Source organism: Halomarina halobia (assembly GCF_029338575.1).
Lineage (GTDB): Archaea > Halobacteriota > Halobacteria > Halobacteriales > Haloarculaceae > Halomarina > Halomarina halobia.
The window spans coordinates 1,392,510-1,416,961 of record NZ_CP119992.1 but is presented as its reverse complement, the minus strand read 5'-3'; the positions used below and the strand labels follow the sequence as shown (position 1 = coordinate 1,416,961).

Sequence of the window (24,452 nt, the reverse complement as noted above, 5' to 3'; positions counted from 1 at the left end):
GATCCTGTTTCACGACCTGTTCCTCGCTCTTCATCGCTCTTCCGCATCGGAAGGTGGATCGTCGCCCGCCGACCGCTCCACCTCGTAGATCGTCACGTCCCCGAACCGCCGCTCGACGTGCACGCCGGGTACGTCCTCGAACGACACCGTCCCGTAGCGCTCGCGCTCGTTCGGGCCGACGTAGACGTAGCGCACGGCGTAGCGATCGAGCAGTCGGGCGCGCTGTCGGGGGGTGCCCGTGAAGATCCGGTCCGCGTCCTCGACGCGGGCGTAGTAGGCCTCCGGGCCGCGGTAGCCCACCTCGTGTCGCCACCCGGCGACGGTCTGGAGGCCGGTGAGCGTCGTCTCCGCGTTCGTCCACCCGTAGCTGTCGAGTCCGGGCGCGGCGGCGACGACGGGCCGCCCCTCGCGCGCGTCGAGCCAGCGGATCGCCGCGTACTCGTCGGGGTGGTACGTCTCGACGAACGCGAGCGCGTCGAGCGTCGGATCGTCGGTGCGGGGGTACACCTCGGCTGCCTCGGCGTCGTAGCGACCCGGTTGGGCGGTGAAGTGATCGGCCAGCGCGAGCGCCCCGTAGACGGACGTCGAGAGGACGAGCGCGGCGACGAGGACGCGCCCAGCGTCGATCCCCGTCTCCCCCGTTCCGATCCCCCCGGGGAGCGAACCGCGTGAGGCGCGCCGGAACGACGCCGCGGTCGGGGCGGGTCGGGATCGCCGTGCGAGGTCGGCGAGCGCGGCCCCGGCCGCGGGCGACCAGAGCACCCACACCTGCGCGTAGGTCTTGAAGACGGTGTTCATCCGGCCGGGGCCCGCCCGCTCCCGGACGTAGACGAGGTCCGCGAGCATCACGAGGCCCGCCGCGGCGAGGATCAGGAGCGTCGCGAAGGCCGTCCCGTCGTCGAGGTCCGCGCGCAGGAGCCACCACGCGCCGAGCGCGACGGGGAGGAGGAGGCCGAGCGCGGCGAACCCGAGCAGCCACAGCGCGACGCCGCCCGCGACGGCCCCCCACGCGAGTCGACGCGTCCGCGCGTCCCCCGCGACCGCCCTCGTCCGGCGCGCGAGGAAGGGGACGAACGCCGCCAGGAATCCCCCGTGGACGACCAGCAGGGCGTACATCGGGCTTCGATCCCCGCGGGGGACGAGGGCGACCGACCGGGCGCTCGCGCTCGTCGTCCAGAAGGGGAGCGAGACCAGCAGCGCGAGGAGCGCGAGCGCGGCGACGACGGCGAGCGCCGACGCGTCGCGCCGGAGTTCGCGGCCGAGTCGCGCGAACTGCGAGTCACCCGCCGAGACGCGCCGGTCGAGACGACGTTTCCCGCCGAGCAGGAGGAGCGTCGCGGGCGATGCGGGGGCGAACGCGAGCGCGAGCCACGTTAGCCCGAGCACGGTCGGGAACGTCCACGTGTCGACGACCGCGACGAACCCGGCGTCGAGCGCGAGCAGCGCGAGCAGCGCGAACCGTCGGGCGCGTTCCGCCGCGGGCGTCCGGACGTAGGCGTAGCACAGCGTCGCCGCGAGCAGGAGGAACGGCGCGCTCGTCATGTGGGCGTGGAGGTCGCCGTTGAGCCACGCGAACAGGGGGAACTCGTTGATCGTCCCCGGGACGACCCGGCTCGCCCCCCAGTACGTGAAGTCGGCGACGGGACGGTAGCCCGCGGCGTCGACCCCCCGGACGCCGACGAGGGGCGCGCCGACCTCCGCGACGGGGGCGGGGACGAGCGCGCCGAGGACGCGAAGCGGCGTGTAGAGGTTGCTCGCGAACCCGACGAAGAACGCGCCGAGCGCGCCCGCCGTCCGTCGGGAACTCCCCGACGCGTCGCCGAGTGCGCCCGCGAGGCCGTAGGCCGCGGTGACGAGGGTCGCGTAGAAGCCGGCGAGCGCGAGGTTGTAGGCGAAGCGGGCCTCGGTGCCGGTCAGTCGCGCGAGCACCGCGGCGAGGAGGTGCCCGCCGTAGTAGTACCGGACGGGTTCGCCCGCGAACCACGGGTCACGCGGGGGCAGGACCTCCGTCCGGAGGAGCGCGCGCAGGAGCGAGAAGTCGAGGAACTTCTCGCCCATCGTGGCGTGGACGGCGGGGTCGACGGCACGGACGGCGACGAGAGACAGGAAGGCGAGCGCGAACACGAGCGCCGTCTCGACCGCCCGCCGCCCGTCGGGTCGCGCCCCCCGCCGGTAGGTGAGCGCCGACGCCCCGACGAGGGCGAGCAGTCCCGCGCCCAGCGCGATCGGGCCGAACGCGAGGTGGCCGACCCAGTAGGCGACGCTCCCGACGACGAGCAGCGAGAGCGGGAGGGCGATCCCCGCGCCGCGGTCGGGCAGGCGCGGGGCGACCGCGGCGGCGACCGGGAGGGAGAGGCAGAACAGCGCGAGGGAGACGACGAGCCACCGGGCGACGAGCCCCCACTCCATACCGGGTCACCGGCCGGCCCCCGCATACGTCTTCCGTCCGACGAGAGGGGGAACGGTTTAACCCCGGACGGTATTGGTTCTGACAATGTCATCGGTGGGTCTCGTCGTCCCGGCGTACCGGCCCGACATCGGTCGACTGGCCGACTACGTTCGCACCCTCGACGAGCGGCTGTCGCCCGCGGCCGTTCGGGTCGAGATCGACGCTCCCGAACCGGTCGCGCTCGACCGACTCGCCGACCTCCCCGCGACGGTGAACGCGGCACCGTCGCGCCGCGGGAAGGGCGCGGCCGTCGCCGCCGGGTTCCAGGCGCTCGCCGGGGACGACGGGATCGAGGTCCTCGCGTTCGCCGACGGCGACGCCAGCACGCCGGTCGGGTCGGTCGACGCCGTCCTCGGCGCGGTCGGCCGCGCGGACCTCGCAGTCGGGTCGCGCCGCCACCCCGACGCCGTCGTCGATGGGCACCAGACGCGCGTCAGGCGACGCCTCGGCGACGGCTTCGCGTGGCTCGCCCGTCGGTGCCTCGACGCCTCCCTGTTCGACTACCAGTGCGGAACGAAGGCGCTCACCGCCGAGGCGTGGCGGGCGATCGAACCCCACGTCGCCGCCCCCGGCTTCGCGTGGGACGTCGAGGTGATCGCCGTCGCCGACGCGCTCGGACACCGCGTCGAGGAGGTGCCCATCCGCTGGCGGGACCGGCCCGGTTCGACGGTCGCGCCGGTCCGCGGCTCAGCGTCGATGGCCCGCGGGCTGCTGTCCGCCCGCTGGCGCGCGAGACGGGTGCGGGCGGCGCGCGCCGGTCGACGCCCCGCCCGCGAACTCCCCGCGCCGGCGGACCGCGTCCGGTGACCCTCGCCGCCCGCCTCCGCGCGCTGGCGTCCGCCGTCCGGTTCGGCCGGTTCGTCTCGGTCGGGGCGCTCGGCGCGGCCGTCGACACCGCCGTCCTCGCGCTGCTCTACGGCGCACTCGAGCTTCGACCGGTGCCCGCGAAGCTGGCGAGCGCGGAGGCGGCAATCCTCGTCATGTTCGTCCTCAACGAGCGCTGGACGTTCGCCGGGGAGGGCGCGCCCGGGTACCGGTCCGTCCTCCGGCGGCTGGTCACCTCGAACCTCGTCCGCCTCGGCGGCGCGCTGGTCGCCACGGGCGTGTTCTCGGTCGCGCTCCGCGCCGCCCCCGTCGAGGTGGTGCTGTTCGGGGCCGATCTCTGGTTCCTCGTCGCCAACGGCGCGGGGATCCTCGCGGGGCTCGCGGTCAACTACGTCCTCGAGAGCGCGGTGACCTGGCGGGTGGCCGATGCGCCCGAGTGACAGACGGCGGTCGAATCACAACCCTTACTTACCCGAGTGCGGTACGGAGATGTAGCGGGATGGGATAGCCAGGAGATTCCGCCGGGCTCATAACCCGGAGATCGGTAGTTCAAATCTACCTCCCGCTACCTTCTGTGGCGCACACATCGAACGAGGAGCGAAGCGAGCCGTGAGCCGTGCGCCACGGCGTAGCGCCGAGTAAATTTGAATCAGGGAGCGAACGGAGTGAGCGACCGTGGTTCAAATCTACCTCCCGCTATCGTTTCCGTGGATCACGCTTCGAGCGTCGACTCGTAATCCAACGTGGAAAATCCGCCTCTCGTTTCCGGTCGCTCCCGGCGTTTCGACCGCGCGACTGCCTACGGCTGCGCGTCGGCGTCCCGCACGAGCGCCTGTTGGAGTTCGTTCGCGGCGGCGGCCGAGGACTCGGGGCCGCGGGCGGTGATGAGGTCGCCGTCGACGGTGACGCTCACGTCCTCGTCGAGTTCGGCGTCCCAGTTGCCGCCGGCGGCGATCACCTCGTCTTCGACCCAGTAGGGGAGCTTTCGTCCGTCGGGCATCAGGTCGTTCTCGTCGACGATGCCCTCCTCCCAGTCGTTCGGGAAGCCGGTCACGTCGCGCCCCTCGACGAGGAACGAGCCGTCACTCGCCCGGGTGAACGCGAGGAGGCCGACGGCGTGGCAGACGACGAGCGCGACGCTCCCGTCGTTCTCCACGGCGTCGCGCAGGAGCGCCCGCGCGTGGCGGTCCTGGTTCACGTCCCACTCGGTGCCGTGGCCGCCGGGGAAGACGACGGCGTCGAAGTCCGCCGCGTCGACGGCGGCGAGCCGCTCGGGATCGTTCAGTCGCTCGTCGGTCTCGTGGATCTCCCTGATCCGTTCCGCGGCCTCCTCGCCGACGGTCTCGGGATCAACCGAGCGTTCGTCGACGACCGGCGGGCCGCCCGTCGGCGTCGCGACCGTGATATCGACGCCCGCCTCGTCGAGCGTCGTCAGCGGCTCGACGCACTCCTCGCCCCAGTACCCCTCCTCGCTCACGACGAACAGCGCGGATACCATCGTACCTCGCCGCTACGCGCGCGGGACTGAAAAGTGTGGGCTCACCCGCGGCGATCACCGCTTTCGCTCCCGTTATCGCCTCCGTCGATCCCCCATCGGTTCCCCGTCTATTCCCGACGGTTTTCCGTCGGCCCTTCGTCGGTCCTCCGTCGGCTCCCGTCGCTCACCCGTCGCCGTGCTCGTCGACGATGACCACCCGACCGTCGACGACGTCCACGTTGATCAGCGTCTTCACGTCGTAGTCGGCCATCGCGTTGTCGCCGCCCACCTTCTTGATGACGGCGACGATGTCGGCCACGTCCGCACCGACCTCCTCGAGCGCCTGCGTGATCCCGCGGAGCGTCCCGCCGGTCGAGAGCACGTCGTCGAGCACGAGCACGCGGTCGCCCTCGGCGACGTCGTTCATGTACATCTCGCTCTCGGAGTAGCCCGTCACCTGCGCGAGCGAGACCTCGCCCTCGAGGCCGTACTGTCGCTTGCGGATGACGACGAGGGGGATGTCGGTCATGAGCGAGACGGCGGTCGAAATGTGGATACCCATCGCGGCGGGCGTGACGATCTTGTCGACCTCCTCCAGGTTCGCCTTCCGGATGATCTTGATGACGATCTCGCGGAGGAGCGACGGTTCGAGCATCGGGACGCCGTCGCTGATGGGATGGACGAAGTAGTGGTAATCCCCCTTCTCGATGATCGGTGCCTCGCGCAGTGACCGGGCGAGCTTGTCCATGTCGCTCCTATTCAGGGGACGGTAAAAATGGCGATGGTACGCGACCGACCTGCCTCTCCGTCGCACGCCGGTCGCGGCGTCACGACGCGAGCGCGTCGGCGAGCGCCCGGGCGAGCGGGAGGGCGTGGACGCCCACGTCCGCGAAGTGAGCGAACGACGCGAGCAGGGCGAGGTTCGCGCCCGCGGCCAGCGCGAGGCCGAGGCAGACCGCGCCGACGCGCGGCAGGGGCCGACCGGCGCTGTCGAGGAGGAGCCACGCGGCGAGGCCGCCCGCCGTCGCGAGGCCGAGCCACGCGTGAAACTGCATCGCCTCGCCCAGCGGCGCGTCGGTGAGCGCGAGCCACGCGAAGACGGCCTGTCCGCCGAGGAGCACCCCGGCGCTCGCCGTCCACGCGACGAGTCGTCCGCGCGCGACGAGGACGCGCCGAACGGGCGCCTGCCGGGCGACGCCGTAGACGCCGAGGGCGAACAGCGGGAGGAGATAGCGGACCGTCACCTGCGCGTGGAGCGGCAGGCGCGGGAGGTAGACGAGCGTCAGGCCGACGGCGACGGCGACCGCGAAGGCGTCTGCCGCGACCGTCGGGTCGCGCCGCGAGAGGAACGGTCCGTCCGACGCGAGGCGACGGCCGAGCGCGATCGGGAGGACGCAGAGCGCCCCGAGCAGCGGGGCCGACTCGACGACGGTGAGGTTGATGGCCTGGCGGATTCCGGGCTCCTCCACGCCCGGGATCGCCCCGCTCCTGAGGAACGTGTACCGCAGGCGGCTCGGACGCTCGACGAGCGCGACCGCGCCGTCCGCGAGGAGACCGAGCAGGACACTCACCTTTCCGAGGAGGCCGCCGCCCGCGTTCGGGTCCGGTCGTCCGGTGGGACCGCCGTCCGTCGTCGTTCCCGCCCCCGTTCCGGCGTTCGCGTCCTCGAGGGGTCCCCCACCGCTCCCGCCGGTCTGCGTCAGCGGCTCCCCGGCGTAGTCGGGCCACAGGCGCGGCGGTTCGACCGGCGTGCCGACGACCATCGCGTTCGTGAGCAGGAACGGGAGGAGCGCGACCCCGAACGCCGCCGCGACGGTCGCGAGCGTCCGCGGGTCGTTCGCGCGCGCGGTGGGGAGATCGACCGCGAGCAGCGCGAGGAGGACGACGAGCGCCTCCGGGGCGTGCACCCACGCGAGGAGCGCGACCCAGGCGTACGCGAGCGGGCGAAACCGTCGCTCGATCGTCCGGTCGCCCGCTCGGCTCCGGTACAGCGAGTAGAGCGCGGCGAGGGTCAGCGCGGTCACGACGACGTGGCGCTTCGGGATCGACGCCCAGAACCCGACCGGCGTCGCGAGGACGCCCGCCAGCCCCGCGAACAGCCCCGCGCGCCGGTCGTGGGCGCGCGCGACGAGGCGGTAGAGGAGGACCGCGACCGCCCCGGCGGCGACGACCGTACTCGTCTGCAGCGCCACCATCGGGAACCAGACGGGATCGAGGGGCCTCGCGACGGCGAGGTTCGCGGCGAAGGTGAAGAGCGCGACGGCGCTCCCCCCGAGCGCGAACGCGCGCCTACGATCCACGAGCCGTCCGACCTGCGTGGCGAGGGCGAGCAGGAGGAGGCTGTAGCAGGCGGCGACGGCGACGCGCGGGTCGGCGACCGCGGCGACCGCCTCGATCGTCCAGAGGAAGGGGAGGGCGAGGAGGACGTGGCCGTAGTTGCGCCCGTAGAGCCGCCCGTCCACCAGGTGCATCCCGGGCGTGTCGGGGGAGTCGCCGTAGACCACGTCCGGCGGGACCCAGAGGTGCCCGCGCGAGACGCCGACGAGCGTGTTGGCGATGGTGTAGTTGTCGGTGATGAAGAAGCCGATCCGCCAGCAGGAGAGGGAAAAGAGCGTCGCCGCGAGGAAGACGACGAGGCCGAGGCGGTCGCCGAAGACCGCGCGTCCGACGAGGCGCGCGGCGGCGGTCGATCCTCCCGACGCGTCGGCGAGGCGGCGCTCCACTCGCCCCGCGACGCTCACCCGATCACCTCGACGGGGACGGTCGCGCGGTCGACGACGGTCCGCTCCTCGCCCGACCTGAGCGTCACCGACACCGTCGCCTCGTAGCGGCGACGGTCGATCCGGTCGGGCGCGAAGGCGTCCGCCGCCACCGTCAGGCGGACGCGCCCGTCGACCCCCGCGTCGAGCGACGTGAGCGACACGCGACTGTAGCCCAGGTCTGCGATTCGTACCTCGTAGACCAGGATCGGTCGCCCGGTGACACCCGTCACGGTGGCGGTCGCCGGGGGGACCGAGAGCGCGTACGCGGTCTCGCCGTAGCGCCCGCGCTCTAGCGTCGCCGCCTCCGGAAGCCGCACGTCGCGCACGTCCGCGGTTCCCTCGCCCGACCCGAAGCCGTCGGACGGCGACGCCGTCGCGTCGATCGGGCCGTACGGTCCCGTGAGCACCAGCGCGAGGAGGACGACCCCGACCGTTCCGTGGACCGCCGTCGCTTCGACGTTCATTCTCTATTACGTGAATTACGCGAGGTAAAATATGTGTGTCGGGACGGGACTGTCGAGGGCCGGCGGGTCAGGCGAGCAGCAGTACGGCCACCCCGAGGGTCACGACGACGACGAGCACGAGGACGCTCGTGCCGATGCCGGCGCTCAGGTTCGACGGGCCGGTCGGTTCGTCGGTCGTCGGCGAGTTCGGTTCGAGCCCCGCGCGCCGCGCGGCGGTCGCCGGGTTCCTCGCGGCCCAGGCCGCGATCGTCGCGAGCCGCGCGACGACGCGATCGACGGCGGCGTACGAGTCGGTGACCCCGCGGACGAGCGCGCGCGTCCCGTAGAACACGACCGGGTTGTACACCGCGTCCACGTCGGGGACGCGGCCGACCCTGCCGAGGGGCCGCTTCAGGAGGACGAAGCCGATCACGCCCGCGGCGGCGAGGACCAGCCCCTCCGCGACGTGATCGAACGTGAACGTCACGTAGTGGAGGTCGGCCGCGTCCGGCAGGATCGCGAACAGCGCGTCGGGGAAGAGGCCGTAGACGACGCACAGGACGGCGACGGTGACCATGGCGACCTGCTGGCCGCGGTTCGCGTCGACGACCTGCCCGTCGTAGCTCCCCCGGAAGAAGGCGTAGTAGCCGAGCTTGATGAACGAGAGGAACGTCCCGACGCCCCCGATCAGCAGCAGCCACCAGAGCGGGTCGATGTGCTCCTTGTGCGCCGCGGCGATGATCATCCCCTTGCTCACGAAGCCGTTGAAGCCGGGGAAGCCGGCGATCGAGAGCGCGGCGACGACGAACGCGACCGCGGTCACCGGCATCTCGCGGGCGAGGCCGCCGACGTACTTCAGGTTCTCCTCGCCGGTCCGGAAGATGATCACGCCCACCGTCATGAACAGCAGGCTCTTGTAGAGGATGTGGTTGAACACGTGGCCGAACGCGCCGGCCGTCGCCAGTGCCGTGCCGATGCCGACCCCCGCGATCATGTAACCGACTTGCGACTGGATGTGGTACGAGAGCAGCCGCCGCATGTCGTTCTGGAGCAGCGCCATGCTCGCGCCGAAGACCGCCATCGCGCCGCCCATGTAGGCGAGCCAGAGGTGTCCCTCCGGGAACGCGCGGTACATGGCGTAGACGCCGGTCTTCGTCGTGTAGACGCAGAGGAAGACGCTGGCGGCGACGTGCGGGCGCGGGTACGTGTCCGGCAGCCACGCGTGCAGGCCGACGAAGCCGACGTTGACGCCGATGCCCACCGCCGCGAGCACGGCGACGGTTTCACCGGCCGCCGCGAGTCCTCCCGGCGCGGCGCTGAACAGGAACGACCCCACGTCGACGTAGTACCAGACGATCGCCGCGAGCACGAGGTTCCCGCCGATCCCATGCAGCAACGCGTAGCGAAAGCCCGCCCGGACGGCCTTCCCGCCGTAGTACCAGACGAGGGCGGTGCTCGTCACGGCCATCAGCTCCCAGAAGAACACGAGCGTCAGCCAGTCGCCGGCGAACACCGCGCCGAGGCTGGTGGCGACGTACGACAGCGCGTAGGCGGTCTGGACGTTGTCCGCCCGGCTCGCGTAGGAGTAGAGCACCGCGGCCGCGCCGATGAAGCCGAAGATGAGGCCCATCAGCCGCGAGAACTGATCGACGTTGAACAGCACCGTCTGGAACCCGAACAGCCGCACCGGGAGGTGCGCCCCCGCCGGCGCGAGCAGCGAGATCGGGACCACCGCGAGCGTCGCGACGAGCCCCAGCGCGTGGCCGACCCGTCGGGAGACGACCGGGAGCAGGAACGCGGCCGCGAGCACGTAGGCGAACGGGGGCAGGGCGGCGAGCGGATCGACGGCCATCAGGCGACCACCCCCGTCGCGGCGGCGACGATCCGCTCGACTAACCGCAGGAACACGGCGGCGTAGGGGACGAGACCGAGGACGACGGACCCCGCCACGGCGAGCAGGATCGGCCCGAGCATGAACCAGGTGCTCTCCTGGCCGAGCCACCCGCGTCGCTCCCAGCCGTCCGCCGGCGGGCCGTGGTGGACGTCGTGGCCGTCGCGGTCCTCCCCGCGGCCGCGCTCTGCCGCCCCGTCCTCGGCAGTCGACTCGTCGGGGCGCGCGTGATCGCTCGGGTTACGATCGACCGCGTACTCGCCCTCGCGCTCGGCGACCGGCCGCGCCGACTCGGCGGCGCGCGGTTCGGTGCCGGGGGCGTCGACGTCGCGCGCGTTCCGGTCGTGACCGTCGTAGCCGCCGTCGACGGCGACGTCGGCGCGCCCGCCGAGGGCGTGCTCTATCAGGGGCTTCCGGTCGTGGCGGTCGGCCGCCTCCCCCTCGAAGAACGCCTGGTAGACGATCGGCCAGAAGTAGGCGATGTTGAGCACGCCCGAGAGCAGCAGCGCCGCCGTGAGGACGAGCTGTCCGGCGTCGATCGTTCCGATGAGGATGTAGAACTTGCTGACGAAGCCAGCGACCAGCGGGATGCCGGCCATCCCGGCGGCGGCGACCGCGAACGCCGACATCGTGAGCGGCATTCGCTTGCCGATGCCCGCCATGTCGCTGATGTCGTCCGTGTGGGTCTCGACGTGGATGACGCCCGCACAGAAGAACAGCGTGAGCTTCATGAACGCGTGGGCGGGGATGTGCAGCAGCCCGCCGATCAGCGCGTTGGGCGTCAGCACGGCGAGCCCGAGGACGATGTACGACAGCTGGCTCACCGTCGAGTAGGCGAGCCGGCGCTTCAGGTTGTCCTGTCTGAGCGCGATGACGCTCGCGGCCACGAGCGTGAACGCGGCGACCGCGGCCAGCGGCAGGCCGACGCCGAGGTCCGACACGGTCGCCGGCCCGTACACGTCGAGGACGACCCGGGCGATGCCGAAGACGCCGCTCTTGACGACGGCCACCGCGTGGAGCAGCCCGGAGACGGGCGTCGGCGCGACCATCGCGTCCGGGAGCCACGAGTGGACGGGCATGAGCGCGGCCTTCACGCCGAAGCCCCCCGCGAGGAGGGCAAACGCGGCGCGGGCGACCGTCGGATCCGCCGCGAGCCCCTCGATACCGCCGGGGGTGAACGTCACCGTCCCCGTCAGCCAGTAGACGAGCGCCGTCCCGGCGAGGACGGCGACCCCGCCGCTGAAGGTGTACGCGAGGTACTTCCGGCCCGCGGCCCGCGCCTCCGCGGTCTCGTCGTGGGTGACGAGCGGGTACGTCGCCACCGTCAGGAGCTCGTAGAAGACGAACAGGACGAGGATATTCGAGGCGAAGGCGACGCCGATCGCCGCGCTCACGCTCGCCGCAAAGGAGGCGAAGTAGCGCGTCTGGGCGTGCTCGTCCAGCCCGCGCATGTACCCGATGCTGTACGCGCTCGTGATGACCCACAGCAGGCTCGCGAGCAGGCCGAACAGCATGCCGAGGGCGTCCGCGCGGAGCGCGAACTCGACGCCGGGGACGAACGCCCCGAGGTCGGTCACGTACGCGTCGCCGGCGAGCGCGGCGGGGATCATGCTCGCGACGAGGGCGAACGCGAGCCCGGCGGCGAGCATCGTCCACCCCTCGCGGAGGTTCGGTCGGCGGCGCGACGCGTAGATCGCGGGGATGGCGAGCGCCGGTACCGCCACCGCTGCGAGCGGTCGGAGGGAGGCGATGTCCGTCATTGCTGGAGTAGAGTTTCGAGGGTCGGTTGCATGAGCTGTGCGAATTCCGCGCCGAGCGCGCCGAGCGCGACCGCGACCGCCGCCGCGGCGAGCACGACGGCGACCATGCCGACCGAGACGCCGACGTCCCGGGGACTACCGCCGTCGGTCGCCGCCGCGGTTCCGGGCGCCGGCTCGACGGCCGACGCCCCGCGGAAGAACATCCGCTCCACGAGCCGCGCGAAGTACGCGAGCGTCAGCAGCGTGCTGAGCAGGATCACGACGGCGATGGGCCACGCCTCCGCCTCGACCGCGCCGAGGGCGATGTACCACTTGCCGACGAAGCCGACCGCGGGCGGGACGCCGACCATCGCGAACGCCAGCGTCGCGAACGCGAGGCTGAGCACCGGCGCTCGGGCGGCGAGGCCGTCGTACTGGTCGACGGTGCGCGCGCCCGCGGCCGCGGCGATCGCGCCGGCGGCGAGGAACAGCCCGCCCTTCATCACGGCGTGGCCGACGAGGTGGAGCGCGCCGCCGACGACCGCCGTCTCGTTGGCGATCGCGAAGCCCGCGACGACCAGTCCGAACTGCGAGACCGACGAGTACGCGAGCGTGCGCTTCACCTCGGTCTGCAGCACGGCCAGGACGCTCCCGGCGACGATGCTGACGCCGGCGAGCGTCAGTAGCGCGGTCCGGGCGGCCGGAACCGCCGCGAGGAAGTCGACCGTGAACACGCCGAAGATCACGCGCGCGATCGCGTACGCGGAGACGGTCGAGACGAGCGCGGAGATGAGCGCGCTCACGCTGTCGGGCGCGCTCGCGTACGCCTCGGGCTGCCAGGTGTGGAGCGGGTACAGCGCGGTCTTGACCGCGAGCCCCGTGACGGTCAGCGCGAACGAGGCGCGGACGAGCGTCGAATCGTACCCCACCGCCGCGAGTTGCGTCGCGAGGTCCGCCATGTTGAGCGTTCCCGTCGCGATGAACGCGTAGCCGATCCCGAGGAGGAACACCGACGCGCCGACCGTCCCGATGATGAGGTACTTGAGCGCGCCGACCGCGGCGCGGCCGGAGTCGCCGGTAGCCACGAGCGCGTACGCCGCGAGGCCGGTGATCTCGAGGAACACGTACAGGTTGAACATGTCCCCGGTGACGCTCATCCCGGAGAGCCCGGCGACGAGCAGCAGGTACTGCGCGGAGAAGGCCGGCGACCGGGGTCCCGCCCGGCGGGCGTACGCGAGCACGCCGAGCGCGACGAGGGCGACGAGCAGCGCCACCGCCGCCGAGAGGCCGTCGACCACGAGTTCGATCCCGAACGGCGGCCGGAACCCGCCGACCGCGTAGGAGAGGGTCCGTCCCTCGCCGAACACCCGCGCGGCGACCGTCCCGGCCAGGCCGAGCTGGAGGACGCAGACGAGGGTCGCGACCGGCCACGCGGTGCGCGCCGAGACGTACCCGAGCGCGAGCGCGAGCACGCTCCCGAGGATGGGGACGGCGACGAGGAGGGGCAGGAGATCACTCATTCGCTCGCACCTCCCTGAGCACGTCCTCGTCGAGGGTGCCGTACACGCTGTGGATCCGAACGATGAGCGCCAGCGCGACCGCCGTGAGGCTCACGCCGACGACGATCGCCGTGAGGATGAGCACGTGCGGTAGCGGGCTGACGTACGGTCCCTCGTTGGTGAGCACCGGCGGCGCGCCGCCGACGCGGTAGGCCGAGGTGATGAAGAACAGGAAGATCCCCGTCTGGAAGACGTTCATCCCGACGATCTTCTTCACGAGGTTCGAACTCTCGATGATCATGTACGCACCGATACCCAGCAGTAACACGACGGCGACGTAGTTGTAGCGCGTGAGTAGCAGATCGATCATGATTCCTCCTCCGCTGTGTCCTCTATCGGTTCCGCCGACTCGAACCCGGCCGAGATGAGGAAGAACAGGCCGGTGATGACGCCGGCGACGACCGCGCCGATGCCGAGCTCGACGAGCTCGATGCCGTACTTGCTCGCGTGGTAGACGGGGTAGGTGGCGTACTGGAGGAAGTTCCCGCCCAGCAGGATCGACCCGACGCCGATCAGGACGAAGTTGGCGACGCCCACCACCATCAGCGCGAGGACGAGTCCGGGGTTCAGCCAGTCGCGGACCGGCTCGATGCCGAACGCGAACGCGAGTATCAGGAGCACGGTCGCGGCGATCGCGCCGCCCTGGAACCCGCCGCCGGCGGAGTCGGCCCCGTGGAACATCACGAACAGCCCGAGCGTCAGGATGAACGGCGTCACGACGCGGACCGTCGTCATGATGATCGTGCTCTCGACGTACGGCCCGCGCTCGCGCTCCCACTCCTCGACGCCCTCGGGTTCCGCGCCGCCCCCCGATCTGTCGGCGCTCATACGAACTCCTCCCGCCGGAGCACGAGCAGGACGGCGACGCCCGCGGCGAACACCACGACCGCCTCGCCGAGCGTGTCGAACCCGCGGTAGGCGGCGAGCACGGCCGTCACGACGTTCTTCACCTCCGTCTGTTCGTAGGCGTTCTCGAGGTAGTACTCCGTGACCGACGAGCTGACGACCGGCGAGTCGGGGCTCCCGACCGCGGGCATCGCCGGGACGGTCAGCGCGAGGACGGCGACGAACGCGAGGACGGCGACGCCCGTGCGGGGACTGGGGAGTTCGAGCCGCCGCTCGTCGGGCGGCCGGACCGTCTTCGCGATCGTCAACAGGAACAGGAGCGTCGTCACCCCCGCGCCGACGGCGGCCTCGGTGAGCGCCACGTCGGGCGCCTGCATGATGACCCAGAGCACGGCGATGCCGAGGCTGTAGGCCGCCGCGGCGATGATCACCCCGAGCACGTCCCGGAGGACGGCGGCGATGAGCGCGCAGCCGAGGACGAACGCGAGGATACCGGCCTGGAGCGGCGTCAGGGCGCTCGCCTGCAGCGGGGCGAGCAGGACGCCCGCCTCCGGCGCGATCGAGATCATTCGGTATCGCCCTCCGAGCCGCCGACCGTCCACGGTTCGATCCCCTGATCGTACGCCGCGCGGGCGATGGCGTGGGCCGCCGTCGGGTTCGTCACGAACATGAACGCGAGCAGGAACGTCGTCTTGAGGCTAGCGACGTCCCCGCCGAAGACGATGGTGACGGCCGCGAGCGTCAGCATCGCGCCGAGCGTGTCGCTCTTCGAGGCGGCGTGCGTGCGGGTGTACAGGTCCGGCAGCCGCAGCAGGCCGACCGCGGCGACGACGCCGAAGAACGTCCCGACCGCGGCGAGCAGCACGACGAGCACGTCGATCGGCGTCATATGACGCCACCCCGCTCGACCGTGAACTTGGAGATCGCGATGCTCATCAGGAAGTTGAGCAGCGCGTAGACGAGCGCGACGTCGAGGAACATCGGCTCGTCGAACGCGGCCGCGACGAGCGCCAGGATGACGACGGTGTTCGAGCCGACGACGTTCACCGCGATGACGCGGTCCGGCATCGTCGGTCCCCGGAACACGCGGTAGAGGACGACCACCGCGAGCAGCGCGAAGGCGCTGGCCGCGCCGAGCAGGACGCCGGCGACGAGCGGCGACGCGCTCACGACTCCTCGCCCTCCCCGTCGGCCAGTCGTTCGCGCGGGCTCGGGATCCGGGCCCCGGGACGGCCGTAGAAGACGAACCGGACGGCCCGCTCGAGACCGCCCTCGAACAGGTCCTCGCGCGAGGCGCGCGTGAGCGCGTGGACGTAGAACTCGCGCTCGCTCACGTCGACCGTCAGCGTCCCCGGCGTGAGGGTGATGCTGTTGGCGAGCGTCGTCGCCGGCACGTCGCCCCAGACCGCCGCCTCGAAGCGTTCGAGCGACGGGTCGATCGGCAGCTTCGGGTGGAGGACGACGTACGCGATCGCCACGTTCGCCCTGGCGATCTCCCAGAGGAGGTAGGGGACGTACAGCGCCATCCGCGCGAGCTGTCCCGGGAGCTGTCCGAGCTGGGGCGGCCCCTTCAGGGCGATCTTCGAGAGCACGGCGGCGACGATGCCAGCCGTGATCGCGCCCGTGACGAGTTCGAACGGTTCGAGCGAGAACCCGCCCAGGGTCAGGTAGAAGAGGTACGACGCGCCGAAGACGAGGAGGTACTGGGCGGCGCTCTCGCGGCCCACCAGCGCCGTCCGCCGGGTCGCACGCTCGACGGGTGCCTCCTCGACGCTCAGTCCGAGTTCGGACAGTTCGAACTCGAGCGGGCGCAGCATGGGGGCGTTCCCGCCGGGCTGGTACTCTGGATCGACCACGACCCGGTCAAGCCCCTGTCGACGAGCGTACTGGTAGAGCACGCGAGCGAAGTCCGCCGGGCTGAAGAGGTACTCCTCGCCGCCGACGATCGCCGTCTCGACGGTCACGTCCGCCTCGTCGGGTTCGACGTCCTCTCGCGCCCAGACCTCGACGCGTTCGAGGAGCTCCTCCGCCCGTTCGAACTTCGCCGCCCGCGTCGGCTCGACGGCCCGCCAGACGGCGGGATAGACGAAGTGAACCGTCGCGGAGACGCCGCGCTCGGTGGCGTCGTCCTGAGCGACCCTGACCGCGTACGCGACCGTGTTACGGAGCGTCGGCGACTCGCCGACCGGGACCAGCATTCTCGTGTGGTCCTCAGCCGTCATGCGCCCCCCGCGCCGGGCGGTCACCGTCGGCCACTGGCTGACCGGTAACTCGCAGACTCTGCGTCATAGCGTTTGATCGTGTGGAACCAGTAGCCGTCGACGCAAAACTATTTTTATATCAGAACCCGTCCCTTCCGGTGATTGTCGCCGCAGCAGAACGGAACTGCGAGCGACCGCGACACGCCCGAAACGTCATCTCTACCGCCGCAGACGGGGACCGTCGCCGGATCGATCGCCGGGGGCCGCGCCGATCGCCGGCGGGGTTCGACGGATCGGAGGCCGGGATAGTGACCGGTTTCAGTAACTTTAGGCGTCGTGTAATCCCGTTTCATCGGCGATTAACGAAGCCGTTCACCCCCGCACGGGGGAGCACGCATGGCACTCAGGCAGTGGCGGCAGGGGGGAGTAGCGCTCGTCGTGTTCTTCATCGCGTCGTCGGCGGTGACCGGGGCGGCACCGCCGGGGCCGACGGACTCGACGTCGGTCGACTCGTGTACCACTATCGACATGCCCGGCGAGTACGTCGTGACCGAGGATCTCTCGGCCGACGGCACGTGTCTCACGATCACCGCGGACGACGTCACCCTCGACGGCGCGGGCCACGAACTCTCCGGCAACGGAACGGGTACCGGCGTCGTCGTCGGCGGGGAGAACGTCACCGTCCGCAACGTGACTGCGACCGGGTTCGACGCGGGGGCCGACCTCGACGGACAGAACAGTTCGGTCGTCGAGAGCACGTTCTCCGCGAACCGCGTGGGCGTCACCGTCACGACGCCGCGCAACGCGACCCTGTCGAACAACACGGTCGTCGGCAACGCGGGGGACGGCGTGAACGTCCTGCTCGGATCGGTGACCCTCGACGGTAACCGCCTCGCGGACAACGGCGGCTACGGGCTGGCGACCGCGCCCGGCGAGGCGACGACGCTCATCGACAACGTCGTCGAGAACAACAGTAAGGGTGGGCTCCTCTTCGCCTCCGGGACGCCGACGCTCCGCGACAACCAGGTGCGCGACAACGGCGGCGACGGCGTCTTCCTCGACGAGGTGTCGGGCGCGACGCTCGCGAACAACACCGTGACCGGGAACGACGGCGTCGGCCTCGCCGTCGCGGAGAGCACCGACGTGGGGCTCTTCGCGACGAACCTGTCGAACAACGCGGGCGACGGCATCCGCGTCGCGGGGACGCTCGACGTGTCGAACAGCACCATCACGGACAACGGCGGCGACGGCATCCACGCCCTGACGGCGCAGCTGGTCGAGGCGACCGACGTCACGGTGAGCGACACGGTCATCGAGCGGAACGCGGGCGACGCCGTCGGCGGACCCGCCGCCGGGAACGTCACCGTCGTGGACGGGCCGAACGCGAACGCGGCCGACGGCCTCTCGCGCTGATTCGGACGGAGCGACCGTCGTCACGGGCCTCGACCGCCGCGGACGACGGTAGGCGGGCGGTTCGCTCGAGGTCGAGACCGGTCGTGGGACGGTCGATCCGTCCGACGGTCACGCCAGTTCGCGAGCGAGTTCGTCCGCGACGCGGCCGCCGAGGCCCTCCTTCGTGCCGACGAACTCGTCCGCGTCGTCGGCCCGGACGACGAGCGCGCGGGTCTCGTCCTCGCCCATCACGTTCGCGTCGTTGGCGACGACGAACGCGAGGCCGGTCCGCGAGAGCGGGCCGCGGGCGGCCTCGACGAGCGCCTCGTCCGAGGCGGCGGTCTCTAGCTTGAACCCCACGATGGGGAGGTCGGGGTGGGACTCGCGGACGGTGTCGATCAGCTTTGGCGTGGGTTCGAGGTCGAGCGAGAGCCGCTGTCCGGACCGGATCTTCTCGTCGCTCGCCTCGACGGTGTAGTCGGAGATGGCGGCGGCCGAGACGAGGGCGTCCGCGCCGTCGCAGGCCTCGACCGCGGCGGCGGTCATCTCGGCGGCGCTCTCGACGCGCTCGACGGTCGCGTAGGGGACGTCGGGGCCGTCGTGGAGGAGGGTCACGTCCGCGCCGCGGACGTAGCACGCCCGGGCGACCGCCCGTCCCATCCGCCCCGAGGCGCGGTTCGAGAGGGTCCGGACGGGGTCGATGCGCTCGCTCGTCGCGCCGCTGGTCACGACGATACGCCGTCCGGCGAGGGGGCGCTCGTCCACCGCCCGGGCCACCTCGAGGCAGATCGCCTCCTCGGTCGCGATCTTCGCCTTCCCCTCCTCGATCCGCGGGTCGACGAACGCGACGTCCCACTCGCGGACGCGGTCTATGGCGTCGAGGACGCCCGGGTGGTCGTACATCGGCTCGTGCATCGCGGGGGCGACGACGACCGGCACGCCCGCGCCGAGCGCGGTCGTCGCGCACGTCGTGACCGTGGAGTCGTCGATCGCGGCCGCCACCTTCCCGACGGTGTTCGCGGTGGCCGGGGCGATCAGGAGGACGTCGGCCCAGCCCTCCCGGCCGCACAGCTCGACGTGCTCCACCCGCCCCGTGATCTCCGTCACGACCGGGGTGCCGGTGGCGTACTCGAGCGCCCACGGGTGGACGATACCCCGCGCGCTCCCGGTCATCACGCCCCGTACCTCGGCTCCCCGCCGCCGGAGTTCGTGGGCCAGTTCGACGGTCTTGACCGCCGCGATCGACCCGGAGACCCCCAGCGCGACGTTGACGCCTTCGAGCATACTCGGGGTTCGTGACCGCCCTATAAAAACGGCCCCGACGGCGATCCCGATCGCCGCTTCTCTACTCCTCCCGGAGGCTCGGGTGTGGCGTCGGGTCGTCCGGGTGCGGTTCGGCGAACGCCTCGCGCATCGCGTCCATCGACTCGCGCTCGCGGCGCAGGCGCTCCTCGTCGTCGATCTCCTCGCAGCCGGGGGGTACCTCGCGGTCGCGGTCGGTGAAGTATCCCGCCGGGGCGACCCAGTCGTGGTAGAACGGCACGTCGGCGTCCTCGACGACCGTCATCGCCACGTCCGCGCCGTGGCCCGCCGCGACGATCGTCTGGTGACGCTTCTCCGCGACGCGGCCGGCCGCGTACAGCCCCTCGACGTCGGTCCGGCCGTACTCGTCCACGTCGAGGTACGTCTTGCTCCCGCGCCTGATGATCCCCACGTCGAGGTCCGCGAGGAAGTCCGTCGCGTTCTTGGTGGCGACGAGGACGAAGTCCGCGCGCAGGGCGTCGCCGGCGGTCTGCACGTCGAAGCCCGACGCGTCGCGGGCGACGTCGGTCACCTCGCCGTCGAGGAACGCACACCCCGCGCGCTCGGCCTGTCGCTCGGTCAGGTCGAGAAACGTACGCGGGTTCACCCCGGCCGGGAAGCCCGGGACGTTCTCCAGGTGTGCGTTCCGCCGGAGGATGGACTCGCCGCCCCGAACGACGAGCGTGTCGAGGCCCGCCCGCGCGGTGAAGATGCCCGCGGTCAGCCCGGCGATCCCGCCGCCGACGATGCAGACGTCGCAGGTCGCTGCGTCTTCCATACTCGCGCTCGGCGCGAGGGGGTAACAAGCGCCCCGGTTCACCGGCGTGGTGAACACTTACGGCGCGGGCGGGCCAACGACGCCCTGTGGACTCCGTCGAAGTCAGCACCCTCGTCTATCTCCCCCCCGAGGAGGTCTACGACTTCCTCGTCGACTTCCCGCGCTACGCCGACTACTCGAAGCACCTGACGGAGGTCAGGCGGCACGGCGACGGGTCGCCGGGCACCGAGTACGACCTCACGTTCGCGTGGTGGAAGCTCACCTACACCGCCCGCTCGCGCGTGACGGGCGTGGACCCCCCCGAGCGAATCGACTGGGAGGTCGTGAAGGACATCGACGCGCGCGGCCACTGGGCCGTCGAGCACGTCCCGGAGGAGGCACCGGAGGGGAAGGACGACGCCTCGCGGGTGCGCTTCTTCGTCGAGTTCGCCTCCGGGTCGGTCGACCGGAGCGCGATCTCGCTCCCGCTGTTCGTCTCGCTCGACTGGGTAGTGGAGAAGGTGAAGCCGAAGATCATGGAGGAGGCAGAGCGCGTCGTCCGGCGCATCGTCGCCGACCTGGAGGGCGAGGAGCGCCCGGTCGAACTCGTGGTCCACGACGGCCCGGAGACGGTCTGATACTGTCGGGCGTCCCGTCGTGCAGCGACTCGCCACCCCGGGGTGGCGAGATTCTTGAAGGGCTTACGTCCGGCAGTATGAACAACCCTTACTCCCGGTAGTCGCCGCCGTACCGGATGAAAAAGTACGCGAGCCCGAGCGTCGAGATCATGGCGATGATGGTGGCGATGCCGAGCGTCTTCGCGCCGTCGGAGACGGCGGGCTCGACGGGTCCGGCGGGCGCGGCCCGGGGCACGTTCTCGCCGATGGCGATCGCGCCGAGCATCCCCTGGCCGGCGTGGGGGTCACACTGGTACGTGACGATCGGGCCGCCGGTCGCCTGCCACTCGAAGGTGCCCGACGACTGGATGTCCGAGGAAAAGTCCGCCCCCTCGGTGGCCGCCACGTTGTGCCCCGCCGATTCCCACTCCCAGACGATCGTCGCGCCCTCGTCGACGTGGACCGCCACCGGATCGAACGCCAGGCCGCCCTCCCCGACGCCGACTTTCACCGGCACCTGGCTCTCGCCGCGGGCGTCGACGGTTCCGCCCTCCTCCCAGCCGTTGGCGTCGTCGAGCCACCCGCCGTAGTCGATCGGCCCGCTCCCGCCGCCACCACCGCCGCCGCCCGACTCGTTGCCGCCACCGCTCTCGTTGCCACCGTCCTGGGCCGCCGCCGCGCCGCTCGCGGCGACGACGCCCGCGCCGGCACCCGCCGCGCGGAGAAAGTCGCGCCGGTTCAATCCCGTGTCTTCGTCCATACCCGCCCTTCGAAACGGGGCTAACTGAATGCTTCGAAAGCACTTTTTTTAACCGAGAGCCTCGCGCCCGCCTGGCGGGCGCTCGACCCCCGGCCAAAAACCTGCAGTAAAAAATACCGCTCGCTCGTTCGCTTCGCTCACTCGCTCGCGGTACAACACAGATCGACCTCCGCCCGAAAACCTGTTCCCGCGAGCGAGAGCGAGGCGTGAGCGAAGCGAGCGCCTCGAATAGCCGAGCGGCGGAGCCGCGAGGCGAACGCAGTGAGCGAGCGGAAACTCGCTGGACGAGCGACGCGAGTCCAGCGGTGCACTAAAGAGGCCGCTCGCTCGGCGTCGCCTCGCTCGCGACGTGAACTCACTCGGTCGCCCTCTGGTACTGCTCCCGGGTGACGGTGTACCGATGGTGGTCGAGCACGTCGTCGCCGATCGGCGTCCAGTTCCGGAGCACGCCGTCGTACCGCCCGCCGTAGCGCTCGACGTACTTCTCGACGGCCCGCTCGGAGTTCCCGTTTCCCTCCTCGTATCCGATTGCGATCAGGTCGAGGTCGAGGCGGTCGAACGCGAGTTCGGTGAGCGCGGTCGCGCACTCGCCCGCGTAACCGCGCCCCCAGAACGGCCGCGCGAGCACGAACCCGACGTTCCCCGTTCGTCGCTCCCACTCCACCGAGAGCGCTGCGTACCCCGCGAGTTCGCCCTCCGCCGGGTAGACGGCGTACCAGGCCGCCTCGCCCTCGCTCCACCGCCGCTCTGCCCGCTCCAACCGGTCCCGCGCCTCCTTGACCGTCCGATAGGGGTCGTGAGGCACGTACTCGAACACGCCGTCGGCGCTCTCGCTCCCCGCGGCGAAGAGGCGATACAGGTCGAAGAGGTCCACCCGCTCCTGGCAGAACCGCTCCAGCGCGAGGCGATCCGTCTCGATCCGCTCGGGGAACATAGGGGAGCCTACGAGGAACCAGGGCAAAAGGCGCGGGGGTACAACTGGCGGCACGACGCAGGGCGATTCGACGGTACCGCAACTATCGTCACACGCTAACCCGTACCGCGAGTGAGCGCCGTAGGCGCGAACGAGCGGGCCAAGGAGCGACTAACGGAGCGTGAGCAACGCGAGCGCTCCGGCATTCCCGCGAGCCGGAGGCGAGCGGGAGCACGCCGGACGAGCACCGCGAGTCCGGCGGTGGGAGCGACGCAGTGCTTTTGATCGAGCTTTTACAGCGGGTGCGCCAGAGGCGCACCCGCGTAGTAAAAGGTCGTGTTACACAGCCAGGTCGCCCTTCGCCCTGATGACCGTCACCGCCTCCGCGTCCACGTGCTCCGTGTCGAGGTGCATCGGGACGTACTCGCGGCGCTCGTAGGCCTCGCGCTCGGCCTCGTCGCCGATCGTACACCAGAGCTGCACCCGCTCGGGACCGTGCCAGTCGCCCTGGCGCTTGACCGAGAAGCAGACGACCTCCTCACCGTCGTGCTCGATGACGGCGTCCTTCCGGATGCCGGGATCCCCGTTGATGATGAGGTTCTTCATGTACCTCCCTCGCACTGACGGGCGGTTAAGCGCTTCGAGTCGCCGGGCGCTATGGGGCCGCCGGGAAGTCGCCGGGGAATCGACGTGTTCCGGCTCACGCCTCCGGCTCCGACGCGGGCTCCGGCACGCGGTAGACGACGCCGCGCTCGCCGTCGATGGTGACGCGCGTGCCGTCGGGCACGTCCTCGGGGAGCGTGACGTCGCCGACCATCGGGATCCCCAGTTCGCGGGCGACGATGGCGGCGTAGTTCGTCGACTCGGGGCGCTCGTGGATGAGCCCGCCGACGGTCGAGAGGTCGCCGGTGAACTCGCCGTCGAACTCGCTCGGCAGCGCGACGATCGCGCCATCGGGGACCTCCGACAGGTCACCCGTCTCGGTTCTCGCGACGGGGCCGGTCGCGCGACCGGCCACCGCGACGCGGCCCGACGCGATCACGTCGGCCGCCATGTGGACCTTGAGCGTGTTCGTGGTGCTCGTCCCCTCGAGTTCCTTCATCATTCCCGAGAGGACGACGACGGTGCCGCCCGGGTCGGCCACGCCGACGCGGAGCGCCTCGGTGGCGGCGGCCTCGATGACGGCGTCGGCCGCGCCGACGCTGAGCGGCGACAGGCGGGGGACCGTCCCCCAGAGGAGGGACAGCTGGCGGTGGACCCGCTCGTCGGGCGTCACGACGACGATCGGGCGCTCGGGGCGGTACTTCGCGACCTTCCGCGCGGTGTAGCCGGACTCGCTGGCGGCGGCGATGGCGTCGGCCTCGACGTCGCGGGCGAGGAAGCGAGCCGAGCGCGCGAGCGCGTCGGTCTTCGTCTCCCCGGCGGCGGGTACCCACTGCTCCCTCGCGGTGGCGTACTCCCCGCTCGCCTCGACGCTCCTGACGATGCGGGCCATCGTCTCGACGACGCGGACGGGGTGGTCGCCGACGGCGGTCTCCGCCGAGAGCATCACCGCGTCGGTGCCGTCGAGCACGGCGTTCGCCACGTCGGTGGCCTCCGCGCGGGTGGGTCGGCGGGCGTGGACCATCGAGTCGAGCATCTCCGTCGCGGTGATGACGGGGACGCCGGCCTCCCGGCAGCGACGGATGATCCGCTTCTGGATGAGCGGCACCTCCTCCATCGGGCACTCGACGCCGAGGTCGCCGCGCGCCACCATCACGCCCTCCGCGGCCTCGACGATCTCGCCGAGGCGCTCGACCGCGTCGGCGCGCTCGATCTTCGCGACGACGGGGACGTCCGCGCCGTGGGATTCGAGCACCTCGTCGACCGCGTACACGTCCGCGGCGCTCCCGACGAAGCTCGCGGCGACGAAGTCGACCCCGACTTCGGCCGCGAGTTCGAGTTCCCGTCGGTCCCCCTCGGTGACCGAGGGGAGGTCGAGGTCGACCCCCGGGACGTTCACGCCCTTGCGACTTCCGAGAGCGCCGCCGCTGTCGACGCGGGCGACGACCGCGCCGTCCTCGACGCGCTCGACGGTCGCCTCGATCCGCCCGTCGTCGATCAGCACCCGGTCGCCCGGGTTCGCGGCGGCGATCGACTCGGAGAGCCCGACCGTCGGGAGGTCGACCGGGGCGTTCGGGACGAACCGAACCGTCTCGCCGGCTTCGAGCGTCACGGGATCGTCGAGCGGCGCGGTCCGTACCTCGGGACCGGGGATGTCGAGCATCGTCGCGACCGGCCGACCCCCGGCGGCGGCGCGGACGGTCTCGACCAGTTCGCGCCGATCCTCGGGAGTGCCGTGGCTGGCGTTCATGCGTGCGACGGCCATCCCCGCGTCGATCAGTCGCTCGACCGTCTCCCGCGAGGACGAGGCCGGCCCGAGCGTGCAGACGATCTTGGCGTTGCGCCGCGCCGGGGCGGCCCCGGCGGCGCGGTCGGCGGCCGGTCCCTCCCCCGGGGGGACGTCGCTTCGGTCCATG

Annotated in this window: 24 protein-coding genes and 1 tRNA gene; 5 read left to right on the top strand and 20 right to left on the bottom strand. The window is 71.5% G+C overall.

What is annotated here, in order from left to right; translation table 11 throughout:
- Positions 1–30: 30 nt before the first annotated feature.
- Positions 31–2,409 carry a DUF2298 domain-containing protein gene (locus tag P1K31_RS07445; protein ID WP_276305653.1) on the bottom strand — a complete coding sequence of 793 codons (2,379 nt, stop codon included), beginning with the start codon at positions 2,407–2,409 and terminating at the stop codon, positions 31–33.
- A gap of 85 nt (positions 2,410–2,494) precedes the next feature.
- Between P1K31_RS07445 and P1K31_RS07440 the strand changes: the two genes are divergently transcribed.
- From P1K31_RS07440 to P1K31_RS07430, 3 genes are all read left to right on the top strand, one after another.
- A complete protein-coding gene (locus P1K31_RS07440; RefSeq protein WP_276305652.1) occupies positions 2,495–3,256 on the top strand; it encodes a glycosyltransferase family protein in 762 nt (253 codons plus the stop codon).
- Positions 3,253–3,714, top strand: a complete 462-nt coding sequence (locus P1K31_RS07435) for a GtrA family protein (RefSeq protein WP_276305651.1) — start codon at positions 3,253–3,255, stop codon at positions 3,712–3,714. The genes P1K31_RS07440 and P1K31_RS07435 overlap by 4 nt, the downstream gene beginning before the upstream one ends.
- 53 nt (positions 3,715–3,767) lie before the next feature.
- Positions 3,768–3,842: transfer RNA gene (locus tag P1K31_RS07430), tRNA-Met, on the top strand.
- 231 nt (positions 3,843–4,073) lie between these two features.
- Here P1K31_RS07430 and P1K31_RS07425 read toward each other — a convergent pair.
- The 13 genes from P1K31_RS07425 to P1K31_RS07365 all read right to left on the bottom strand — a co-directional run bounded on the left by P1K31_RS07425 (position 4,074) and on the right by P1K31_RS07365 (position 16,213).
- The gene (locus P1K31_RS07425) at positions 4,074–4,772 is read right to left on the bottom strand and encodes a type 1 glutamine amidotransferase domain-containing protein (protein ID WP_276305650.1); all 699 of its coding nucleotides are present in this window, start codon (positions 4,770–4,772) and stop codon (positions 4,074–4,076) included.
- Positions 4,773–4,935: 163 nt separating this feature from the next.
- Positions 4,936–5,499 carry a hypoxanthine/guanine phosphoribosyltransferase gene (gene hpt, locus P1K31_RS07420; RefSeq protein ID WP_276305649.1) on the bottom strand — a complete coding sequence of 188 codons (564 nt, stop codon included), beginning with the start codon at positions 5,497–5,499 and terminating at the stop codon, positions 4,936–4,938.
- A 79-nt stretch (positions 5,500–5,578) separates the two neighbouring features.
- On the bottom strand, positions 5,579–7,492 hold the full coding sequence (locus P1K31_RS07415) for a hypothetical protein (protein WP_276305648.1): 1,914 nt from the start codon (positions 7,490–7,492) through the stop codon (positions 5,579–5,581).
- A complete protein-coding gene (locus tag P1K31_RS07410; protein WP_276305647.1) occupies positions 7,489–7,977 on the bottom strand; it encodes a hypothetical protein in 489 nt (162 codons plus the stop codon). Before P1K31_RS07410 ends, P1K31_RS07415 begins: the two co-directional genes overlap by 4 nt.
- 67 nt (positions 7,978–8,044) lie before the next feature.
- The gene (locus tag P1K31_RS07405) at positions 8,045–9,808 is read right to left on the bottom strand and encodes a Na(+)/H(+) antiporter subunit D (protein ID WP_276305646.1); all 1,764 of its coding nucleotides are present in this window, start codon (positions 9,806–9,808) and stop codon (positions 8,045–8,047) included.
- Positions 9,808–11,607: a cation:proton antiporter gene (locus P1K31_RS07400; RefSeq protein WP_276305645.1), complete on the bottom strand. Its 1,800-nt coding sequence runs from the start codon at positions 11,605–11,607 to the stop codon at positions 9,808–9,810. The genes P1K31_RS07405 and P1K31_RS07400 overlap by 1 nt, the downstream gene beginning before the upstream one ends.
- On the bottom strand, positions 11,604–13,106 hold the full coding sequence (locus tag P1K31_RS07395) for a monovalent cation/H+ antiporter subunit D family protein (RefSeq protein WP_276305644.1): 1,503 nt from the start codon (positions 13,104–13,106) through the stop codon (positions 11,604–11,606). The genes P1K31_RS07400 and P1K31_RS07395 overlap by 4 nt, the downstream gene beginning before the upstream one ends.
- Entirely contained in the window at positions 13,099–13,455 is a 357-nt protein-coding gene (locus P1K31_RS07390) for a cation:proton antiporter subunit C (RefSeq protein ID WP_276305643.1), read from the bottom strand. Before P1K31_RS07390 ends, P1K31_RS07395 begins: the two co-directional genes overlap by 8 nt.
- Positions 13,452–13,973 carry an MnhB domain-containing protein gene (locus P1K31_RS07385; RefSeq protein WP_276305642.1) on the bottom strand — a complete coding sequence of 174 codons (522 nt, stop codon included), beginning with the start codon at positions 13,971–13,973 and terminating at the stop codon, positions 13,452–13,454. Before P1K31_RS07385 ends, P1K31_RS07390 begins: the two co-directional genes overlap by 4 nt.
- Entirely contained in the window at positions 13,970–14,560 is a 591-nt protein-coding gene (locus P1K31_RS07380; RefSeq protein ID WP_276305641.1) for a DUF4040 domain-containing protein, read from the bottom strand. Before P1K31_RS07380 ends, P1K31_RS07385 begins: the two co-directional genes overlap by 4 nt.
- Positions 14,557–14,880, bottom strand: a complete 324-nt coding sequence (gene mnhG, locus P1K31_RS07375) for a monovalent cation/H(+) antiporter subunit G (protein WP_276305640.1) — start codon at positions 14,878–14,880, stop codon at positions 14,557–14,559. Before mnhG ends, P1K31_RS07380 begins: the two co-directional genes overlap by 4 nt.
- A complete protein-coding gene (locus P1K31_RS07370) occupies positions 14,877–15,161 on the bottom strand; it encodes a cation:proton antiporter (protein ID WP_276305639.1) in 285 nt (94 codons plus the stop codon). The genes mnhG and P1K31_RS07370 overlap by 4 nt, the downstream gene beginning before the upstream one ends.
- Positions 15,158–16,213, bottom strand: coding sequence for a monovalent cation/H+ antiporter subunit E (locus tag P1K31_RS07365; protein ID WP_276305638.1), 1,056 nt, complete (start codon positions 16,211–16,213; stop codon positions 15,158–15,160). The genes P1K31_RS07370 and P1K31_RS07365 overlap by 4 nt, the downstream gene beginning before the upstream one ends.
- Positions 16,214–16,588: 375 nt before the next feature.
- Here P1K31_RS07365 and P1K31_RS07360 point away from each other — a divergent pair, with 375 nt between their 5' ends.
- A complete protein-coding gene (locus P1K31_RS07360) occupies positions 16,589–17,605 on the top strand; it encodes a right-handed parallel beta-helix repeat-containing protein (protein WP_276305637.1) in 1,017 nt (338 codons plus the stop codon).
- A 108-nt stretch (positions 17,606–17,713) separates the two neighbouring features.
- On the opposite strand, the gene coaBC is transcribed toward P1K31_RS07360, so the two are convergent.
- Together coaBC and P1K31_RS07350 are read right to left on the bottom strand one after the other, a co-directional pair.
- Positions 17,714–18,868 (bottom strand): bifunctional phosphopantothenoylcysteine decarboxylase/phosphopantothenate--cysteine ligase CoaBC, encoded by a 1,155-nt coding sequence (coaBC, locus tag P1K31_RS07355; RefSeq protein WP_276305636.1) that lies wholly within the window; start codon positions 18,866–18,868, stop codon positions 17,714–17,716.
- Between the two features lie 61 nt (positions 18,869–18,929).
- Positions 18,930–19,664, bottom strand: a complete 735-nt coding sequence (locus P1K31_RS07350; RefSeq protein ID WP_276305635.1) for an NAD(P)/FAD-dependent oxidoreductase — start codon at positions 19,662–19,664, stop codon at positions 18,930–18,932.
- 86 nt (positions 19,665–19,750) lie between these two features.
- On the opposite strand from P1K31_RS07350, the gene P1K31_RS07345 reads away from it, so the two are divergent.
- Positions 19,751–20,281: a type II toxin-antitoxin system RatA family toxin gene (locus P1K31_RS07345; protein WP_276305634.1), complete on the top strand. Its 531-nt coding sequence runs from the start codon at positions 19,751–19,753 to the stop codon at positions 20,279–20,281.
- An 88-nt stretch (positions 20,282–20,369) separates the two neighbouring features.
- Here P1K31_RS07345 and P1K31_RS07340 read toward each other — a convergent pair whose 3' ends face one another.
- From P1K31_RS07340 to pyk, 4 genes are all read right to left on the bottom strand, one after another.
- On the bottom strand, positions 20,370–21,020 hold the full coding sequence (locus tag P1K31_RS07340) for a plastocyanin/azurin family copper-binding protein (protein WP_276305633.1): 651 nt from the start codon (positions 21,018–21,020) through the stop codon (positions 20,370–20,372).
- A gap of 355 nt (positions 21,021–21,375) precedes the next feature.
- On the bottom strand, positions 21,376–21,954 hold the full coding sequence (locus P1K31_RS07335; protein WP_276305632.1) for a GNAT family N-acetyltransferase: 579 nt from the start codon (positions 21,952–21,954) through the stop codon (positions 21,376–21,378).
- A 318-nt stretch (positions 21,955–22,272) separates the two neighbouring features.
- Positions 22,273–22,539, bottom strand: coding sequence for an HAH_0734 family protein (locus P1K31_RS07330; RefSeq protein ID WP_276305631.1), 267 nt, complete (start codon positions 22,537–22,539; stop codon positions 22,273–22,275).
- A gap of 94 nt (positions 22,540–22,633) precedes the next feature.
- A complete protein-coding gene (gene pyk / locus P1K31_RS07325; protein ID WP_276305630.1) occupies positions 22,634–24,451 on the bottom strand; it encodes a pyruvate kinase in 1,818 nt (605 codons plus the stop codon).
- Position 24,452: the final 1 nt, after the last annotated feature.

Bases quoted from the DNA above. Each gene is read 5' to 3' on its own strand.
- P1K31_RS07445 (WP_276305653.1), bottom strand. From the start codon at position 2,409: ATGGAGTGGGGGCTCGTCGCCCGGTGGCTCGTCGTCTCCCTCGCGCTG.
- P1K31_RS07440 (WP_276305652.1), top strand. From the start codon at position 2,495: ATGTCATCGGTGGGTCTCGTCGTCCCGGCGTACCGGCCCGACATCGGT.
- P1K31_RS07425 (WP_276305650.1), bottom strand. From the start codon at position 4,772: ATGGTATCCGCGCTGTTCGTCGTGAGCGAGGAGGGGTACTGGGGCGAG.
- hpt (WP_276305649.1), bottom strand. From the start codon at position 5,499: ATGGACAAGCTCGCCCGGTCACTGCGCGAGGCACCGATCATCGAGAAG.
- P1K31_RS07410 (WP_276305647.1), bottom strand. From the start codon at position 7,977: ATGAACGTCGAAGCGACGGCGGTCCACGGAACGGTCGGGGTCGTCCTC.
- P1K31_RS07405 (WP_276305646.1), bottom strand. From the start codon at position 9,808: ATGGCCGTCGATCCGCTCGCCGCCCTGCCCCCGTTCGCCTACGTGCTC.
- P1K31_RS07400 (WP_276305645.1), bottom strand. From the start codon at position 11,607: ATGACGGACATCGCCTCCCTCCGACCGCTCGCAGCGGTGGCGGTACCG.
- P1K31_RS07395 (WP_276305644.1), bottom strand. From the start codon at position 13,106: ATGAGTGATCTCCTGCCCCTCCTCGTCGCCGTCCCCATCCTCGGGAGC.
- P1K31_RS07390 (WP_276305643.1), bottom strand. From the start codon at position 13,455: ATGATCGATCTGCTACTCACGCGCTACAACTACGTCGCCGTCGTGTTA.
- P1K31_RS07385 (WP_276305642.1), bottom strand. From the start codon at position 13,973: ATGAGCGCCGACAGATCGGGGGGCGGCGCGGAACCCGAGGGCGTCGAG.
- P1K31_RS07380 (WP_276305641.1), bottom strand. From the start codon at position 14,560: ATGATCTCGATCGCGCCGGAGGCGGGCGTCCTGCTCGCCCCGCTGCAG.
- mnhG (WP_276305640.1), bottom strand. From the start codon at position 14,880: ATGACGCCGATCGACGTGCTCGTCGTGCTGCTCGCCGCGGTCGGGACG.
- P1K31_RS07365 (WP_276305638.1), bottom strand. From the start codon at position 16,213: ATGACGGCTGAGGACCACACGAGAATGCTGGTCCCGGTCGGCGAGTCG.
- P1K31_RS07360 (WP_276305637.1), top strand. From the start codon at position 16,589: ATGGCACTCAGGCAGTGGCGGCAGGGGGGAGTAGCGCTCGTCGTGTTC.
- coaBC (WP_276305636.1), bottom strand. From the start codon at position 18,868: ATGCTCGAAGGCGTCAACGTCGCGCTGGGGGTCTCCGGGTCGATCGCG.
- P1K31_RS07350 (WP_276305635.1), bottom strand. From the start codon at position 19,664: ATGGAAGACGCAGCGACCTGCGACGTCTGCATCGTCGGCGGCGGGATC.
- P1K31_RS07340 (WP_276305633.1), bottom strand. From the start codon at position 21,020: ATGGACGAAGACACGGGATTGAACCGGCGCGACTTTCTCCGCGCGGCG.
- P1K31_RS07335 (WP_276305632.1), bottom strand. From the start codon at position 21,954: ATGTTCCCCGAGCGGATCGAGACGGATCGCCTCGCGCTGGAGCGGTTC.
- P1K31_RS07330 (WP_276305631.1), bottom strand. From the start codon at position 22,539: ATGAAGAACCTCATCATCAACGGGGATCCCGGCATCCGGAAGGACGCC.
- pyk (WP_276305630.1), bottom strand. From the start codon at position 24,451: ATGGACCGAAGCGACGTCCCCCCGGGGGAGGGACCGGCCGCCGACCGC.